Origin of the sequence: Cellulophaga sp. (genome assembly GCF_039943695.1) — a bacterium.
Classification (GTDB): Bacteria; Bacteroidota; Bacteroidia; order Flavobacteriales; family Flavobacteriaceae; genus Cellulophaga.
Window position 1 is genome coordinate 1 of record NZ_JBDVAA010000212.1, and the last position, 17,093, is coordinate 17,093.

Consider the following 17,093-nt stretch of genomic DNA (forward strand, 5'->3'; position numbering starts at 1 on the left):
AGCAGCTGCTATAACTAAAATTGTTTTTTTCATGATGATTGTTCTTTTTTTGATGATTGTGATGAATTGTATTGATATATTAATAGACGACCTCTAGCCACATATGTTTCAGTAAAAATTGATTATAACATAATTTTAACAACCATTTTTATATACGATATCGTTTTAGTAAAAACGAATAGTTAAGACTTTCTGAAAAATTTAAAAAAGACACTTAGATAACTGTAAAACTTAATAATTGGTGCTATTTTTGAGTAGCAAAAATTTATACGATGAACAAAAAAGTTATTTTAATGATTTTAGATGGATGGGGCAAGTCTCCAGATCCTAAAATCTCGGCCATAGAAAATGCAAATACTCCATTTATAGATGGGTTGTATACAAAATACGCAAACGCTAATTTGTTAACCGACGGAATGAATGTTGGGTTGCCAGAAGGACAAATGGGAAACAGCGAAGTTGGACATATGAATTTGGGTGCTGGCCGTATTGTTTATCAAGATTTAGCAAAAATTAATTTAGCAGTTAAAGAGAATACTCTTAAAGATGAAAAAGTAATTACAGATGCTTTTAAATATGCTAAAGAAAACAACAAAGCTGTACACTTTTTAGGTTTACTTAGTAATGGTGGTGTACACTCACATACCACACACTTAAAAGGTCTTATTAGTGCTTCAGAAAGTTATGGTGTACAAAAATCGTATATACACGCTTTTACAGATGGTAGAGACGTAGATCCAAAAAGTGGTAAAAGTTATATTCATGATATTACTACTTTTTGTGAAGATAAAAACACAAAATTAGCTAGTGTAATTGGCCGTTACTATGCAATGGATCGTGATAAGCGTTGGGAACGCGTTAAACTAGCATATGATTTATTAGTTAACAATGCTGGCACAAAAACTAATAATGTAGAACAAGCCATACAAGATAGTTATGACAATGATATTACAGATGAATTTGTAAAACCTATTGTTGTTACTGATGAAAACGGCACGCCAACTGCTAAAATACAAGAAGATGATGTAGTTATCTTTTTTAATTTTAGAACAGACCGTGGAAGAGAACTAACAGAAATGTTAAGTCAGGAAATGTTTCATGAATACAACACACACCCGCTAAAGTTATACTATGTTACAATGACAAATTATAACGAGGCCTATAAAAATGTGCATGTTATTTATGACAAAGCAAATATTGAAGAAACTTTAGGCGAAGTATTGTCTAAAGCTGGTAAAAAACAAATTCGTATTGCAGAAACAGAAAAATACCCACACGTAACGTTTTTCTTTAACGGCGGTAGAGAAGTTCCTTTTGATGGCGAGAAACGTATTTTATGTCCGTCTCCAAAAGTTGCTACCTATGACTTACAGCCAGAAATGAGTGCTTTTGATATTAGAGACGCTATTATTCCTGAGTTAGAAAAAGGAGAAGCAGATTTTGTTTGCCTAAACTTTGCTAATCCAGATATGGTAGGTCATACTGGCGATATGCAAGCCGCAATAAAAGCTTGTGAAACAGTAGATAGTTGTGCAGAAGCTGTAATTACTGCTGGTTTAAAAAATGATTATACTACAATTGCAATAGCAGATCATGGTAATTGTGAAACTATGGTAAACCCAGATGGTAGTCCTAACACTGCACACACAACCAATCCTGTACCACTAATTTTAGTAGACAAAGAATTAAAACAAATAAACGACGGTGTTTTAGGAGATATAGCACCTACAATTTTAAAATTAATAGGAGTAGAACAACCAGAGTTAATGACACAAAAATCTTTAGTTTAAGATTTTTAACGTTATAATACTGTTTTTATAAGATTGTTTTACCTTTGCAAACTATGGTAAAAATTAAAACACCTGAAGAAATAGAAATAATGCGCGAAAGTGCATTAATGGTTTCTAAAACACTAGGCCTAATTGCTAAAGAAATTAAGCCTGGTGTAACTACTTTGCAGTTAGATAAAATTGCAGAAGAATTTATAAGAGATAATGGTGGTATCCCTGGTTTTTTAGGATTGTATGATTTTCCTAACACACTATGTATGAGTCCCAACCAACAGGTTGTACACGGCATACCTAATAATAAACCATTAAAAAACGGAGAAATAATATCTGTAGATTGTGGTGTATTAAAAAACGGTTATTACGGTGACCATGCTTATACTTTTGAAGTTGGTGAAGTAGATGCGGAAACTAAAAAATTACTAGACATTACTAAGCAATCTTTATACGTAGGTATAAAAGAGTTTAAAGCTGGCAATAGAGTAGGCGATGTTGGTTTTGCAATACAACAATTTTGCGAAGCAGAAGGTTACGGAGTTGTTCGTGAACTAGTTGGTCATGGATTGGGTAAAAAAATGCACGAAGGGCCAGAAATGCCAAACTACGGTAAACGTGGTAGAGGTAAAAAATTTGTTGAAGGTATGGTGGTTGCTATAGAGCCTATGATTAACCAAGGTACAAGAAAAATTGTACAGCATAGTGATGGATGGACAATTACAACATTAGACAACAAACCAAGCGCACATTTTGAGCATGACGTAGCAATTGTAAATGGTAAACCACAATTATTATCTACTTTTGATTATATTTATGAAGCCCTAGGAATAAAGAGTAATGAAGAGGATGAGTTTAGGGTAAAATAAAAACCTAAACACATCTTATTTTATGAATTGCAAAACGTGCAATACAGGCATTACTGACACACATAAATACTGCTCTAATTGTGGAGCAAAAATAGTTTTAGACAGAATATCATTAAAAGGCGCATGGCAAGAGTTCATTGGGCCTTTTTTTAGTTGGGACAATAACTTCTGGAAAACCTTATTTAACTTATTTACAAAACCTAAAGAGGTTTTAGAAGCATACATAAATGGTGCCCGTAAAAAATATTTTCAGCCATTTTCATATTTAGTAGTTTACGCAACCATAGCCTTAATTATAAATAAAATTTTCCCTAGCACTGAAGTAGTAGACTTTACTAATGGTTTTAAATATGGTATTGGCGATGCCAACCCTAAAGCTCCAAAAGAAGCATTAGAAAGCATCAATTTAATTTATCAGTTTTACACTAATTATTATAATCTAATTATAATATCTAGCATTCCTGTTTATAGCTTACTTACGTATTTAACTTTTAGAAAAAGAGACCACAATTACTCAGAGCACTTAGTTTTTAACGCATATATACAGGCAAATTTAGGCTATACACTTATTGTTCTACAACTTTTTTTATTTAATCTTATAGGGCTTTCAAAAGAAATAATTTCAAGTGCATTTATTCTTATATCTGCAATTTATGCATTATATGTTTTTATAAAATTATACCAACTTACTTTTAAACAAACACTATATGCTTTTTTTAGATACGTGGGTTATATTATACTTGCCTTTATTATTTTAATGATTTTAAGTATCGGCGTTGGTATTTTATACGCATTGGCAATAAAAACTAGCTAAAACATACTTTTAAAGTATATTTACGTTTTAATAGTTGCTACACAAATATGCAGCAAGCATTTAGTACCTAAATACATTTATGAAAAAGCTTTTTAAGACCATTTTAAACACCATACCTAGACCATTATTAATAAAACTAAGTTATGTGTCGCGTCCTATACTAACTTTTTTTATGCGCGGTAACACATACGTAGACCCTATAGACGGCAAAGGCTTTAAAAAGTTTTTACCTTATGGTTATGAAAAGCAAAGAGACAATGTATTATCTCCTTCTACTCTATCATTAGAACGCCACAGATTGCTTTGGCTTTATTTACAGAACGAAACAGATTTTTTCTCTGCTGAGCTTAAAGTTCTACATTTTGCTCCCGAACAAGCTTTTTATAAGCGTTTTAGAAAAATGAAGAATTTAGAATATACTACTACAGATTTAGAATCTCCGCTAGCAGATGTAAAAGCAGATATTTGCAACTTACCTTTTAAAGACAATACCTATGATGTAATTTTTTGTAATCATGTTTTAGAACACATACCAGATGACACTAAAGCTATGCAAGAAATGTACAGAATTTTAAAACCTGGCGGATGGGGAATTTTTCAGATACCACAAGACTTAGATAGAGAATCCACTTTTGAAGATGATACTATTACAGACCGTAAAGAGCGTGCTCGTATCTTTGGCCAGTATGACCATGTTCGTATATATGGAAGAGATTATTTTAATAAATTAAGACAAATTGGTTTTACTGTTGATGAAGTAGATTACACTGCAACTTTATCTCCACAAGAAGTAACAAAATACTGTTTAGCTAAAGGTGAAATTATCCCTGTAGTTAAAAAGTAATTACTACTTTAAAATTAACTTCCTAAACCCTTCTGTAATATAATCTTTTGTTTCTCCTTTATCATCCAAATAAATAATATAAGCTTCTAAAGTACTGTCGTTTTCTATAATTTTTTTAGAATCTTCTAAATCCATCGCCATAAAAGACGTTGCATAACCGTCTGCTTTAGCACAATTAGTAGTTATTATTGTTGCGCCTAGTACTTTAGCATTTTTTGTATAACCCGTTTTAGGGTTTAAGGTATGTACGTATTTTTCTTTTGTAACTGGGTCTACTCTAAAATGTCTGTAATTACCAGAAGATGCCATAGCTACATTTTGCAATTCTACTGCCGCTCTGTATTGACTCCTATCTTCAATCTGCGGGTCGTTAATACCTACAACCCATTTTTTATGCTTGCTTAAATTTTCACCTTTAGCATAAATTTCTCCACCAACTTCAATTAAATAATCTGTAATACCTTTTTTCTCTAACATTACTGCAAGCCTATCTATAGAATACCCTTTTGCAATGGCATTAAAATCAAAGAATATATTAGAATTAGTTTTATTAATAGTCCCCTTATTTGTTAATTCTACTTTATTAAAACCTACATACTCTAACAAACTATCTACTTTAGAACTATCTAATTTTATTTGTTCTCCAGGACCAAAACCCCAAGCATTAACCAAAGTTCCAACTGTAGGATCAAAATACCCATCTGTTTTTATATTTATCTCTTTAGACAAATTAAAAACATCTTTAAACATATGATCTACCTGCAAAGTAGAGTCTCCTTTATTAATTTTAGAAATATCTGACGAAGACATATAAGTAGACATAGATTTATTAATCACTTTAAAAACAGAATCTATTTCTTCTTTATAGTCTATTTTTTTATTTGAAAAATAAATAATACTGTATGATGTACCTAAGGCAGGACCATTATTACGGTTTTCCACAGTTTTAGCAACATTGCTATCTTTACAAGAAGCCATTGTTACAACAACAAACAACAACACGCCAAGGTGTAATTTATATTTTAATAAGTCCATCATAATCTACTATATATTCCTCGTTTAAATACACTGGTAAGTTTGGGTCGGCAGCATTAGTTAGCCTAACGCCTGCATAATATGCTGTAGCCTCCATTTTTTCTGCATGCTCTTTCATTTTATCCATAAAGGGGATATCATAAGCATTAGGGTTACTCGGATGTGCTATAGCCCTAACAACAATAAAATGTAATACCTTATCTTTTAAACACACAAATTGCGGGTTACGCTTTGGCTTACTATTAATACCCATAAACTCGTACCCATTAGCTTCTAAATGCTTGCCAACAATATTCATTGCCAAGTTATGTAGTTCTTGCTCTGTTAATGGTTTTCCCATATTACAAAATTAGAACAAAAAAAAGAGACTGCCCCAATAAAGAAGCAATCTCTTTCTAACTAAATTAAATAAGAAGTTCTAAGCCCTATAAGCTTTTTAAATATTGTACTGCAGCGTCTGCATTTGCAGCTTTTGCATATTTTAATGCTGTAGCTCCTATTTTAGATTTTGCTTTAACGTCTGCTCCATTAGCCACTAAAAGCTTCATAAATTCTACTTTATTATATCTTGCAGCGTACATTAAAGGAGTCATACCCATTGTACCTGACTTTTTGTTAATATCTGATCCAAACTCTAAGAATTTTTGAGTCATATCAATATTACCTTTAACAACAGCTATACTCAAAGGAGTTAAACCTTTAATAGTTGTTTTTTCAATTTTCAAATCTCTCTTTAATAATGGCTTGTCTGGACCATTACTTGCAGATAAACTTGTTGCAACTAAACTAAATACGATTCCGAATGCGATAATTGATTTTTTCATGATAATTGTTTTTTTTGATGTGATGATTCTTTTTTTTGATTTAAGCAATGTTGTTTAGACACTACATTTATATAGACGATGATTTTTTTATTTTGTTTCAGAAAATTTTCATTATAACTTTTATTTAACAATGATTAGGTGTTGCTTAAAAGCTTCTTAACGCTCTACAAACAAGTTGTTAGCATTGACTATAAAGACTTTAAAAAAGCTACTGCTTCCGTAGCATTAGATAATTTTGCATACCCTAAAGCTGTGTATCCTATTTTAGATGTTACTGTAGCATCGGCACCTTTACTAATTAACAATTTTAACAGTTTAACATTGTTATACCTTGCTGCATACATTATTGGCGTCATACCAGAACCAACAGATTTTTGGTTGCTATCTGCCCCGTATTCTAAAAAACTAGCAGTTGTATCATAGTCTCCTTTTGCAACTGCAATACTTAATGGCGATACATTTTTAATTGTTGTTACTTCTATTTTTTTTAATGGAAGTGGTTTCTTTTCTGATGCTACAGAAGTTGCTACTACACTTAATAAAAGACTACATGCGATGATTGATTTTTTCATGATTGATGATTTAAATGATTATTATTTTTTGATTACACTGTAAAAGTATAACGGCTATGCAGTAAAAAAAATAGTTTTATGATAAACGGTAGATTACAAGAACCGAACGGTGAAAAAGTAAGCACTTAATTGAAAATACATATTAAAAAAAGCACATAAAAAAAGCCGACACAAAATGTATCGGCTTTACTATTATATTGCTTATTGGCTTATCCACCAAAGTCATCAAATCTAATGTGCTCATCTGGAATACCAAAATCTTCACCCATTTTTTGAACAGCTTTGTTCATCAATGGAGGTCCACAGAAATACAATTCTATATCTTCTGGAGACTCGTGGTGATTTAAGTAATTATCTATTACACAATTGTGAATAAATCCAACAAAACCATCACCTGGTGCATCTATATTCTCTTTTACTTTCCAGTTATCTTCTGGTAAAGGCTCAGAAAGAGCTAAGTAAAACTTAAAGTTAGGGAATTCTCTTTCTAACTCGTAGAAGTGCTCTAAGTAAAATAACTCACGTTTAGAACGTCCACCATACCAGTAAGTAACTTTTCTACCAGTTTTTAATGTTTTGAATAGGTGATATAAGTGAGAACGCATTGGCGCCATACCTGCTCCACCACCTACGTAAAGCATTTCAGATTCAGATTCATTAATAAAGAATTCACCGTAAGGTCCTGAAATAACAACTTTATCTCCTGGTTTTTGAGCAAATATGTATGATGATGCAACACCAGGGTTCACATCCATCCATCCGTTTTTAGCTCTATCCCATGGCGGCGTAGCTATACGCACGTTTAACATAATTTCACGACCTTCTGCAGGGAAAGAAGCCATAGAATAAGCTCTTTCTACAGTTTCATCGTTCTTCATTGTTAATGGCCATAAATTAAATTTATCCCATTCTGCCTGAAACTTATCTGGAGTTTCATGCTCTTCTGGGTGAGCTGTAATATCTATATCAGCATATTTAATTTCACATTCAGGAATTTCTATCTGAATATAACCACCTGCTTTGTAGCCCATATCCTCTGGAATCTCAACTACAAATTCTTTAATAAAAGATGCAACATTGTAGTTACGTACAACCGTAGCATCCCATTTTTTTATACCAAATACTTCTTCAGGAATGGTAATTTCCATATCCTGTTTCACCTTAACCTGGCAAGCTAAACGCGCACCGTGGTTTAGTTCTTTTTTAGAGAAGTGAGGTGTTTCTGTTGGTAAAGCATCTCCACCACCAGATAAAACGTGACACTCACATTGGATACAAGTACCACCACCACCACATGCAGATGGTAAAAATATTTTTTGATTACCTAATGTTGTAAGCAAAGAACTTCCAGATCCTACTTCAACCTTTTTTTCTCCGTTAATAGTAATAGTAACAGGACCAGAAGGAGATAATTTTTCTTTTGTAAAAAGTAAAAGAGCAACTAATAATAACAATAATACCATAAAAGCAATTACTGTAATTACAACTGTACCTATTGTGCTTGTAGCTAAAATCATTCTTATTTATTTAAAGCGTTATTGTAAGAAACCGAATTTTCATCAATTTCATTTTTAACTTCCTTGTCTTGTGCTTTCTGTGCAGTTTCTTTTACTTCTTTTTTAGGAGCATCATCACCACCAGTTAACATACCACCAAAGCTCATAAAACCAATAGCCATAAGACCTGTGATGATAAACGTAATACCCAAACCTCTTAATGGAGCAGGAACATTAGAATATCTAATTTTTTCACGAATAGCAGCAATTGCTAAAATTGCTAAAAACCAACCTATACCAGAACTTACACCATAGTTAAAAGCCAAACCTAACGTTTGTATATCTCTAGATTGCATAAATAAAGAACCACCTAAAATGGCACAGTTTACAGCAATTAAAGGTAAAAATATACCTAAAGAGTTATATAATGATGGCGAAAACTTTTCTACTACTATCTCTACCAATTGTACCATAGTTGCAATAGTTGCAATAAATAGTATAAATGATAAAAAGCTTAAGTTATAATCTGCATACTCTGGCCCTAACCAAGCTAAAGCTCCATCTCTTAATAAGTACTGATCTAACAACCAGTTCATAGGTACAGTTACTGCAAGTACAAATATTACTGCAGCACCAAGACCAACGGCTGTGGATACTTTTTTAGATACTGCCAAATAGGAACACATTCCTAAAAAGGTAGCAAATACCATATTATCTATAAATATGGATTTAAAAAATAATTCTACATGTTCTAACATAACATTGTATTTTTTATATAACTAATTCTAGTTTTCTTCTATTAATGCTTTATTTCTTGAGCGTTGTACCCAGATAATAATACCAACCACTATTAATGCCATTGGAGACAATAACATAAATCCGTTGTTCTCATATCCAAATGCATATAGACCCGTAGGTCCCGTTTCTGGACTACCAATAGGATCTCCTAATACTTTAAATCCTAATAAAGTACCAGAACCTAAAAGCTCTCTAAAGAAACCAACAATGATTAATATTAAACCGTAACCAAAAGAGTTACCAATACCATCTAGGAAAGACCTCCAAGGTCCGTTTGCTAATGCAAAGGCCTCAAAACGTCCCATGATAATACAGTTTGTAATAATTAACCCAACAAATACAGAAAGAGTTTTACTAAGTTCATATGCAAATGCCTTAAGCACTTGATCTACTATAATTACTAAGGCAGCTACTACTACCAATTGCACAATAATTCTAATTTTAGAAGGTATAATATTTCTCATTAAAGAGATAACAACGTTACCTATTCCTAATACAAACATTACTGAAACCGCCATTACTATTGACGCCTTTAACTCTGCTGTAATTGCCAATGCAGAACATATACCTAATACCTGTATAGTAATTGGGTTGTTATCTGCTAATGGATCTAATATTAGATTTGCATCTTTTTTAGAAAGTAATCCCATTTCTTATTTTTTAGCTATAGTTTCTAAATATCCCTGATAAAGTTTTACGCTTTCTTTAATCATAGCTGTTACACCATTACCTGTAATGGTTGCACCTGCTAAAGCATCAACTTTATTATCATCTTTTCTTTTATTTATTGGGTCATTGTTACCTTTTGCAACACTTATCCCAACAAATGCACCGTTGTTTAAAATAGACTCTCCTTTAAAATCGTCCATAAAATAACGTTGCTTAATATTTGCTCCTAGACCAGGTGTTTCTCCTTTATGATCAAAAAATACACCTTGTACTTTTAAATCATCGCCTACAGCAACAAAGCCCCAAATAGCATCCCAAAGACCTTTACCTCTCATTGGTATAATATAAGATTTTACACCATCTTTTTCTCCAATAAATAAAGGTAATTTTCTTGGTTCACCGTTTTTAGCAGCTGTCTCTTGCTTTTTTAAATCTATCAAATAAGCTTCATCATTTGGAGTAGCCTTACCGTCTACTATAACTAATTGCTCTTTAATATATTTTTTAAACTCAACTTCTACTTTATCAGTAGATATAAAGTTTATACTTCCTTCGTCTACATTTTCATCTACACCCATTGCATACAAGATGTTCTGTTGCTTCTCGAACTTCTCATTCATCTTAATTTTACCACTTAAACTAGATGCAGTAAATGCTAAGATAGAACCCACAACCACAACCATAATGGCTGCAAAAATGACGGTGTAACTATTTTTATCTGTATTAATTGCCATATCTATTCTTTTTACGCTGTTAAGCTGTAGCTTTTTTTGATCTTTTTAAACGTCTTTTAACGTTACCTTGAACTACGTAATGATCTATAGTTGGTGCAAAAACGTTCATTAATAATATTGCTAAGAACACACCTTCTGGATACGCAGGGTTAAATACTCTAATTAAAACAGAGATAAACCCAATAAAGAAACCGTAATACCATTTACCTTTATTTGTTTGCGAACCCGTAACAGGATCTGTAGCCATATAAACAATACCAAAAGCTAAACCACCAACAAGTAAATGTTGCCAAAACTCAAAGCTCATTAATCCGTAGAATTTGCTTCCTTCGCTAATCCAATCTGCACTAACAACTCCGTTAAAAATTAAGCCCATTGTTAAAGCACCTACTACAGCACTCAACATAATTCTCCAGCTAGCTATTTTTGTAAAAATTAAAAACAACCCACCTAATAGAATTAAGAATGTAGAGGTTTCACCAACAGAACCTGGTATAAAACCAAAGAACATATCTGAAATTGAATATGATGCATCTGTATTTTGAGCTAACTGTCCTAATATAGTTTCTCCAGAAATTGCATCTGCAGTACCAGCTCTTTCAACAGCCTCGTGCACCCAAACTTTATCTCCACTCATCCAAGTAGGATAAGCAAAAAACAAAAATGCTCTAATAGTTAATGCTGGGTTTAAGATATTCATCCCTGTACCACCAAAAACTTCTTTACCTATTACAACACCAAAAATAACTGCAATTGCTAGCATCCATAATGGCGTATCTATTGGTACAATTAACGGCACTAACATACCAGTTACCAAGTAACCTTCTTCTACCTCATGCCCTTTTATAACTGCAAAAACAAATTCTACTGCTAAACCAATTACATAAGAAACAATTACTAGTGGCAATACTGTTGTAATACCTACTAAAAAGTTATCCCAAGTAAGGAAATCGTTTAGTAAAGAGAAATCTGCAGGAAAACCATTAATTGCAGAATAATGTTGGTAACCAGCATTAAACATTCCAAATATTAAAACTGGAACCAATGCCATTATTACCGTATTCATTGTACGCTTTAAATCATCTGCTGCTCTTACGTGAGACCCAGAGTGCGTAGTTTCATTAGGCAAGTACAAAAACGTATGGATTGCATTAAATGCAGGTGCCATTTTTTTGCCTTTATACTTTTCCTTTAAATTGTGTAATGTATTTTTAAGACCCATCTTTTATCCTATTTCTTTTTGTAATAAGTCCAACCCTTCTCTAATTATTTGCTGATGCGGTTGTTTAGATATACAGATAAACTCTGTTAAAGCAAAATCTTCAGGCGCAACCTCATACAATCCAAGCTGTTCCATTTCATCTAAATCCTTTACCATACAAGCTTTTAGCAGTTGCATTGGATAAATATCTAATGGAAAAACTTTTTCATAAGCACCAGTTACTACAAATGCTCTATGTTCTCCGTTAGTATTGGTATTTAAATCGTATTTTTTCTTAGGGTTTAACCAAGAGAAAGTCATTGCTCTAGTAGACGATATTTTGTTAAAAACTGGTTTATTCCAACCAAATAACTCATAATCATCTCCTTCAGGAATAACAGTTACTGTATTGTTATAGAATCCTAAATAACCTTCTGGGCTAGTTTTAGAACCTGTTAACACATCACCATTAATAACCCTAAAGTTTTCTATAGAAACTCCGCTAGCATATAAGAAAGTAGATATTTCTGCACCAATAGTAGTTGTGTAATATTTTGGAGCTTTAACAGCAGAACCAGCTAGCGCTATTGTTCTTTGCGCGTTAAACTTACCTGTTAACAACAACTCACCTATAATAACTAGATCTTGTGCATTAACAGTCCAAACCATTTCTCCTTTATTAATAGGATCTATCTTGTTTATTTGTGTACCTACTAAACCTGCAGGATGTGGACCTGCAACTTTATGTTCTGTAACACCAGACAAACCAGACAATGGAGAGTTACTACTACCTACAGATACGTGTACTTGACCAGTTGTTAAAGTTGCCAACGCTGTAACAGCTGCTTGCAATTCTTTTTCCTTGCCTTGTAACACATAATCTAAATTGGCTGCTAATGGCGCTGTTGTGTATCCTGATATAAATATAGCTTTAGGGGCTACATTAGGATTTGCAACAACATCATACGGTCTTTGTTTTACAAAAGGCCAACAACCAGACAATAACAACTGCGACTTTACGTCTTCTGCAGATGCGCTTGCTAAGTTTAGCGTACTGTGTTCTACTACTTCACCAGTTTTATTAGCGCGTATTTTCAGCGTTAATATTCTTCTTCTTGCTCCTCTTACTATTTCAACAAGCTCACCAGATACAGGAGAAACGAACTTCATTTCTTCTACATCTTTGTTGTAAAAAATAGGTTCACCTGCTTTTACAGTTGCTCCTTCTTTTACCAACATCTTTGGCATTATCCCGTGAAAATCGTTAAGATTTATTGCATAAACATTGCTTAAAACCGCTTTAGAAGTAGTTTGATCAGCGGCACCGACTAGGTTGATATTTAAGCCTTTTTTTATTCGAATGTCTTTAGACATATTATTGCAGACCTTAGGTTAACAAAATTTGCTGCGAATTTAAAGTTTTAACCGCAAACTTCCTTGCAAAATCAGTTAAGATGTATTTATTTATATTAATTCTAAATAAATAATATTGGATTATTAGCTCTTAATTTTTAGGCACAACTTTTGCTTATCTTTGTAATACAATTACAACATAAATGAAACAGTACACATTATTATTTTCTTTGCTTTTATCTTATTTTTCAATTTTTGGACAAAATGCCACTGAAAAAGATGCTCCTAAGAACATAAAATCTATCATATTTAAAGGTCCCACTGAGGATCAATTTCCTGTTGCACAATTAGGCGACCCACTAACTTTAGAGTTTGATGATATAACTGCTTCTGAAGAAGATTACTATTACAAAATTACATATTACAATTACGACTGGACACCATCTAGCCTTTCTAAGTCACAGTACCTGAGTGGATTTGACAACCTTAGAATTACAAATTACGAAAACAGTTATAATACACTACAAGCATACTCTAACTATCGCTTACAAATACCTAACAATAATTTAAGCCTAAAGGTAAGCGGCAACTATATGTTAGAAATTTACAACAATTACAATGAGCTTCAGTTCTCTAGACGCTTTGTTATTTATAAAGATGCTGTTTCGGTTGGTGTTAGTATTAAAAGAACAAGAGACTTTGAGTTTTTAAATCAAAAACAGGCTGTACAGATTGCAATTAACGCAGGTAATTTTCAACTTATCAACCCTAAAAACGAAGTTAAAGTAACCATTTTACAAAATTACTATTGGCCCTCTGCAATAACAAATTTAAAACCACAATACACTATTGGCAAAGAACTTTTATACAAATACGATAAGGAAAGTAATTTTTTTGGAGGCAATGAGTTTTTAAACTTTACTACTAAAGATTTAAGAGCTACTAGCACTGCAATTGCAAGAGTACAAATGAAAGAATTATATAACCACTATATGTATGCAGATATTTTAAGAGCCAATGAACCCTACACCTATTACCCAGATATTAATGGTGATTTTGTGGTAACAACACAACAAGGAGAAGACGCATCTAGAGAGTCTGAGTACACTAATGTGCACTTTAAACTACCTTATACAGATGTTATTGGCTTAAATGATGTTTATGTTTTTGGCAAGTTTAACAACTACGCCATTACAGATGAAAACAAAATGACATATAATGAAGATACCGGATACCTAGAAACTAGCATAATGCTAAAACAAGGGTTTTACAATTACAAATATGTACTAAAGACGGATAAAGACGAATTAAAATACAATGCAATTGGAGGCAATTTTCATTTTACAGAAAACAACTATCTTGTTTTGGTTTATTACAGAAATTTTGGAGATCAATATGATAGCGTTATAGGTGTTGGAAATGGAAATTCTAGAAACATTACCAACTAAAATAACCAAAGTCAGATCAATGAACAGCCATAATTAGCGGTTTACCGAAAAAATGTTCGTTCAGCGAATATATGAATGACTATTAAGTTAGTTTAAATTTTCCTTTTTATATTTGTATGTAGCTAATGTGTCACGCTTATAGCAACTTAGCACATTTCTACTTTAAAATAAGGAGAGGCATTACTCTGTAATGAGACATTCTTTTTTTTAACATAATACTAAATTGAGTATTATATTTTTTAAAGTTAAAACGTATGACTACACAAGTTACTAAAGGCATAAAAATATCAGTTACCACCAACTTTGAAGGTACATTTTTTAAAAATTACAAAATGCATTACGCATTTGGCTACACCGTAACCATAGAAAATTTAAGCAAGGAATCTGTACAGTTAACATCTAGACATTGGGAAATTTATGATTCTCTAAACGATTTAGAGATTATGGATGGTGAAGGAGTTGTTGGCAAAAAACCGGTTTTAAACCCAGGGCAATCTCATACATACAACTCTGGTTGCTTATTAACATCTCCTATTGGAGCTATGCGCGGGCATTACAATATGGTCAGCTTTACAGACGGCAAAAAATTTAGAGTTTACATTCCTAGTTTTAAATTTAGCGCTCCATTTGCATTAAACTAAAAAAACCTTTTTTCTAACATTCTAATTGTTTTAATAACGAATAGGATTTTACTACATTTGTTACAATTATTATAATTTATAAAACGTAGCACAATGGGTAAAGGATTTTTTGAAGTTCCAACCGCTTTTAACGAACCAATAAAAAGCTATGCTCCGGGATCACCAGAGCGCGAAGCTGTATTAGAGCAATACAAGGCTTATTACAACAGTACTGTAGATGTTCCTTTATATATTGGAGCAGAAGAGATAAAGACTGGTAACACAAAACCAATGTCTCCTCCACACGACCACAAACACATTGTTGGTCAGTACCATTTAGCAGAAAAAGAACACGTAACTAAAGCAATAGATAACGCTTTAGAATCTAGAGAGGCTTGGGCTAACCTTGCTTGGGAGCAACGTGCCGCTATTTTCTTGAAGGCTGCAGAATTAATTGCAGGTCCTTATAGAGCTAAAATAAACGCTGCCACAATGATGGCACAATCCAAAACTATACACCAAGCAGAAATTGACGCTGCTTGCGAACTAATAGATTTTTTACGTTTTAACGTAGAGTATATGTCTCAGATTTATGCTGAGCAACCAGATTCTGCAGAAGGTATCTGGAACCGTGTGGAATACCGTCCATTAGAAGGTTTTGTATACGCAATTACACCATTTAACTTTACTGCTATTGCTGGTAACTTACCTGCTAGTGCAGCTATGATGGGTAATGTTGTTTTATGGAAGCCTAGTGATAGTCAAGTATTTTCTGCAAAAGTAATTATTGATGTGTTTAAAGAAGCAGGCGTACCAGATGGCGTTATCAACGTTGTTTACGGTGATCCAGTTATGATTACAGAAACTGCTTTAGCTAGTCCTGACTTTGCTGGTTTACACTTTACAGGTTCTACTTATGTTTTTAAAGAACTTTGGAAACAAATAGGTAACAACATACACAATTACAAAACATACCCTAAAATAGTTGGTGAAACTGGTGGTAAAGATTTTATTTTAGCACACAAAACAGCTAACCCTGCACAAGTTGCTACAGCTATTGTACGTGGTGCTTTTGAGTTCCAAGGACAAAAATGTAGTGCTGCATCTAGAGTATACTTACCAAAATCTAAAGCTCAAGAAACTTTAGACTTAGTAAAAAGAGATTTAGCTACCATTAACAAACCAGGTTCTCCTGAAGATATGAGCAACTTTGTTACTGCTGTAATTCATGAAGGTTCTTTTGATAAGTTAGCAAAATATATAGATGGAGCTAAAGCTGATGAAAATGCTGAAATTTTTGCTGGTGGTAATTATGACAAATCTAAAGGTTACTTTATAGAGCCTACAGTTATTGTTACAACAGATCCTAAATACACAACTATGGAAACTGAGCTTTTTGGCCCTGTAGTTACTATTTATGTATATGATGACAAAGATTGGAAAGAAACACTACAGTTAGTAGATGGTACATCTGAGTACGCATTAACTGGTGCTGTTTTATCTACAGATCGTTACGCAATAGAAGAAGCTACAAAAGCATTACAAAACTGTGCTGGTAACTTCTACATTAACGATAAACCAACAGGAGCAGTTGTTGGTCAGCAACCATTTGGTGGTGCCAGATCATCTGGAACTAACGATAAAGCTGGTTCTGCACAAAACTTATTACGTTGGGTTTCTCCAAGATTAATTAAAGAAACATTTGTTACACCAACAGATTACAGGTATCCGTTTTTAGGATAAGATCTTTTTAAAAACAAATTTAAAGCCAAAACGATAGATTTTTATCTATTAGTTTTGGCTTTTTTATGTTTAATAAGAAGTCACATCTATTGAAAAATTGCTTTTTAAACAATTTTAATGTAAATTTAACGTTAAGTAAATGTAAACAGACAGTTTACTTATTGTAAATTTGATTAAAAAATAGACAGACTATGAAAGAGAGCGTTACCACACACACAGAAAAACAGAGAAAAAAAATTAGCATAACCAACATATATAGTTATATGAAGAATTATGCTAAAAATTGTAAGTA

At 32.8% G+C, this 17,093-nt stretch carries 17 protein-coding genes; 7 read left to right on the top strand and 10 right to left on the bottom strand.

The features are described 5' to 3' along the window. The first annotated feature begins 272 nt into the window (after positions 1-272). From gpmI to ABJD66_RS15235, 4 genes are all read left to right on the top strand, one after another. Positions 273-1,790: a 2,3-bisphosphoglycerate-independent phosphoglycerate mutase gene (gene gpmI, locus ABJD66_RS15220; RefSeq protein WP_348133209.1), complete on the top strand. Its 1,518-nt coding sequence runs from the start codon at positions 273-275 to the stop codon at positions 1,788-1,790. Positions 1,791-1,843: 53 nt separating this feature from the next. Continuing rightward, positions 1,844-2,650: a type I methionyl aminopeptidase gene (gene map / locus ABJD66_RS15225; protein ID WP_100895048.1), complete on the top strand. Its 807-nt coding sequence runs from the start codon at positions 1,844-1,846 to the stop codon at positions 2,648-2,650. A 22-nt stretch (positions 2,651-2,672) separates the two neighbouring features. Beyond that, positions 2,673-3,464 carry a DUF3667 domain-containing protein gene (locus ABJD66_RS15230; protein ID WP_348133212.1) on the top strand — a complete coding sequence of 264 codons (792 nt, stop codon included), beginning with the start codon at positions 2,673-2,675 and terminating at the stop codon, positions 3,462-3,464. A 79-nt stretch (positions 3,465-3,543) separates the two neighbouring features. Beyond that, on the top strand, positions 3,544-4,308 hold the full coding sequence (locus ABJD66_RS15235) for a methyltransferase domain-containing protein (RefSeq protein ID WP_348133215.1): 765 nt from the start codon (positions 3,544-3,546) through the stop codon (positions 4,306-4,308). Positions 4,309-4,311: 3 nt separating this feature from the next. Here the strand turns inward: ABJD66_RS15235 and ABJD66_RS15240 are convergent, their stop codons facing one another. The 10 genes from ABJD66_RS15240 to ABJD66_RS15285 form a co-directional block, all read right to left on the bottom strand. Then, the gene (locus ABJD66_RS15240; protein WP_100895045.1) at positions 4,312-5,346 is read right to left on the bottom strand and encodes an FAD:protein FMN transferase; all 1,035 of its coding nucleotides are present in this window, start codon (positions 5,344-5,346) and stop codon (positions 4,312-4,314) included. Further along, positions 5,324-5,683 carry a Na(+)-translocating NADH-quinone reductase subunit F gene (locus ABJD66_RS15245; protein WP_348133219.1) on the bottom strand — a complete coding sequence of 120 codons (360 nt, stop codon included), beginning with the start codon at positions 5,681-5,683 and terminating at the stop codon, positions 5,324-5,326. Before ABJD66_RS15245 ends, ABJD66_RS15240 begins: the two co-directional genes overlap by 23 nt. Positions 5,684-5,768: 85 nt before the next feature. Continuing rightward, on the bottom strand, positions 5,769-6,167 hold the full coding sequence (locus ABJD66_RS15250; RefSeq protein WP_100895043.1) for an ankyrin repeat domain-containing protein: 399 nt from the start codon (positions 6,165-6,167) through the stop codon (positions 5,769-5,771). 188 nt (positions 6,168-6,355) lie between these two features. Then, positions 6,356-6,739, bottom strand: coding sequence for an ankyrin repeat domain-containing protein (locus ABJD66_RS15255; protein WP_303545517.1), 384 nt, complete (start codon positions 6,737-6,739; stop codon positions 6,356-6,358). Between the two features lie 209 nt (positions 6,740-6,948). Beyond that, positions 6,949-8,256 (bottom strand): NADH:ubiquinone reductase (Na(+)-transporting) subunit F, encoded by a 1,308-nt coding sequence (gene nqrF, locus ABJD66_RS15260; RefSeq protein ID WP_100895041.1) that lies wholly within the window; start codon positions 8,254-8,256, stop codon positions 6,949-6,951. Positions 8,257-8,258: 2 nt separating this feature from the next. Then, entirely contained in the window at positions 8,259-8,993 is a 735-nt protein-coding gene (gene nqrE, locus ABJD66_RS15265; RefSeq protein WP_100895040.1) for an NADH:ubiquinone reductase (Na(+)-transporting) subunit E, read from the bottom strand. A 27-nt stretch (positions 8,994-9,020) separates the two neighbouring features. Next, on the bottom strand, positions 9,021-9,683 hold the full coding sequence (locus ABJD66_RS15270) for an NADH:ubiquinone reductase (Na(+)-transporting) subunit D (protein WP_100895039.1): 663 nt from the start codon (positions 9,681-9,683) through the stop codon (positions 9,021-9,023). Between the two features lie 3 nt (positions 9,684-9,686). Next, positions 9,687-10,436, bottom strand: coding sequence for a Na(+)-translocating NADH-quinone reductase subunit C (locus ABJD66_RS15275; RefSeq protein ID WP_100895038.1), 750 nt, complete (start codon positions 10,434-10,436; stop codon positions 9,687-9,689). Between the two features lie 19 nt (positions 10,437-10,455). After that, entirely contained in the window at positions 10,456-11,658 is a 1,203-nt protein-coding gene (locus ABJD66_RS15280; RefSeq protein ID WP_100895037.1) for an NADH:ubiquinone reductase (Na(+)-transporting) subunit B, read from the bottom strand. A 3-nt stretch (positions 11,659-11,661) separates the two neighbouring features. Continuing rightward, complete coding sequence (locus ABJD66_RS15285) at positions 11,662-13,011, bottom strand: Na(+)-translocating NADH-quinone reductase subunit A (RefSeq protein WP_348133227.1); 1,350 nt, start codon at positions 13,009-13,011, stop codon at positions 11,662-11,664. 182 nt (positions 13,012-13,193) lie between these two features. Between ABJD66_RS15285 and ABJD66_RS15290 the strand changes: the two genes are divergently transcribed. The 3 genes from ABJD66_RS15290 (at position 13,194) to pruA (ending at position 16,801) form a co-directional block, all read left to right on the top strand. Next, a complete protein-coding gene (locus tag ABJD66_RS15290) occupies positions 13,194-14,438 on the top strand; it encodes a type IX secretion system plug protein domain-containing protein (RefSeq protein WP_348133230.1) in 1,245 nt (414 codons plus the stop codon). 254 nt (positions 14,439-14,692) lie between these two features. Beyond that, entirely contained in the window at positions 14,693-15,079 is a 387-nt protein-coding gene (apaG, locus tag ABJD66_RS15295; protein ID WP_100895034.1) for a Co2+/Mg2+ efflux protein ApaG, read from the top strand. A 93-nt stretch (positions 15,080-15,172) separates the two neighbouring features. Beyond that, positions 15,173-16,801, top strand: a complete 1,629-nt coding sequence (pruA, locus tag ABJD66_RS15300; protein WP_100895033.1) for an L-glutamate gamma-semialdehyde dehydrogenase — start codon at positions 15,173-15,175, stop codon at positions 16,799-16,801. Positions 16,802-17,093 lie beyond the last annotated feature (292 nt).

Excerpts from the sequence above, each read along its gene's own strand:
- ABJD66_RS15270 (WP_100895039.1), bottom strand. The coding sequence starts at position 9,683 with ATGGGATTACTTTCTAAAAAAGATGCAAATCTAATATTAGATCCATTA.
- ABJD66_RS15230 (WP_348133212.1), top strand. The coding sequence starts at position 2,673 with ATGAATTGCAAAACGTGCAATACAGGCATTACTGACACACATAAATAC.
- ABJD66_RS15285 (WP_348133227.1), bottom strand. The coding sequence starts at position 13,011 with ATGTCTAAAGACATTCGAATAAAAAAAGGCTTAAATATCAACCTAGTC.
- pruA (WP_100895033.1), top strand. The coding sequence starts at position 15,173 with ATGGGTAAAGGATTTTTTGAAGTTCCAACCGCTTTTAACGAACCAATA.
- ABJD66_RS15255 (WP_303545517.1), bottom strand. The coding sequence starts at position 6,739 with ATGAAAAAATCAATCATCGCATGTAGTCTTTTATTAAGTGTAGTAGCA.
- ABJD66_RS15245 (WP_348133219.1), bottom strand. The coding sequence starts at position 5,683 with ATGGGAAAACCATTAACAGAGCAAGAACTACATAACTTGGCAATGAAT.
- ABJD66_RS15275 (WP_100895038.1), bottom strand. The coding sequence starts at position 10,436 with ATGGCAATTAATACAGATAAAAATAGTTACACCGTCATTTTTGCAGCC.
- ABJD66_RS15240 (WP_100895045.1), bottom strand. The coding sequence starts at position 5,346 with ATGATGGACTTATTAAAATATAAATTACACCTTGGCGTGTTGTTGTTT.
- ABJD66_RS15290 (WP_348133230.1), top strand. The coding sequence starts at position 13,194 with ATGAAACAGTACACATTATTATTTTCTTTGCTTTTATCTTATTTTTCA.
- map (WP_100895048.1), top strand. The coding sequence starts at position 1,844 with ATGGTAAAAATTAAAACACCTGAAGAAATAGAAATAATGCGCGAAAGT.
- apaG (WP_100895034.1), top strand. The coding sequence starts at position 14,693 with ATGACTACACAAGTTACTAAAGGCATAAAAATATCAGTTACCACCAAC.
- nqrF (WP_100895041.1), bottom strand. The coding sequence starts at position 8,256 with ATGATTTTAGCTACAAGCACAATAGGTACAGTTGTAATTACAGTAATT.
- ABJD66_RS15280 (WP_100895037.1), bottom strand. The coding sequence starts at position 11,658 with ATGGGTCTTAAAAATACATTACACAATTTAAAGGAAAAGTATAAAGGC.
- gpmI (WP_348133209.1), top strand. The coding sequence starts at position 273 with ATGAACAAAAAAGTTATTTTAATGATTTTAGATGGATGGGGCAAGTCT.
- nqrE (WP_100895040.1), bottom strand. The coding sequence starts at position 8,993 with ATGTTAGAACATGTAGAATTATTTTTTAAATCCATATTTATAGATAAT.
- ABJD66_RS15235 (WP_348133215.1), top strand. The coding sequence starts at position 3,544 with ATGAAAAAGCTTTTTAAGACCATTTTAAACACCATACCTAGACCATTA.
- ABJD66_RS15250 (WP_100895043.1), bottom strand. The coding sequence starts at position 6,167 with ATGAAAAAATCAATTATCGCATTCGGAATCGTATTTAGTTTAGTTGCA.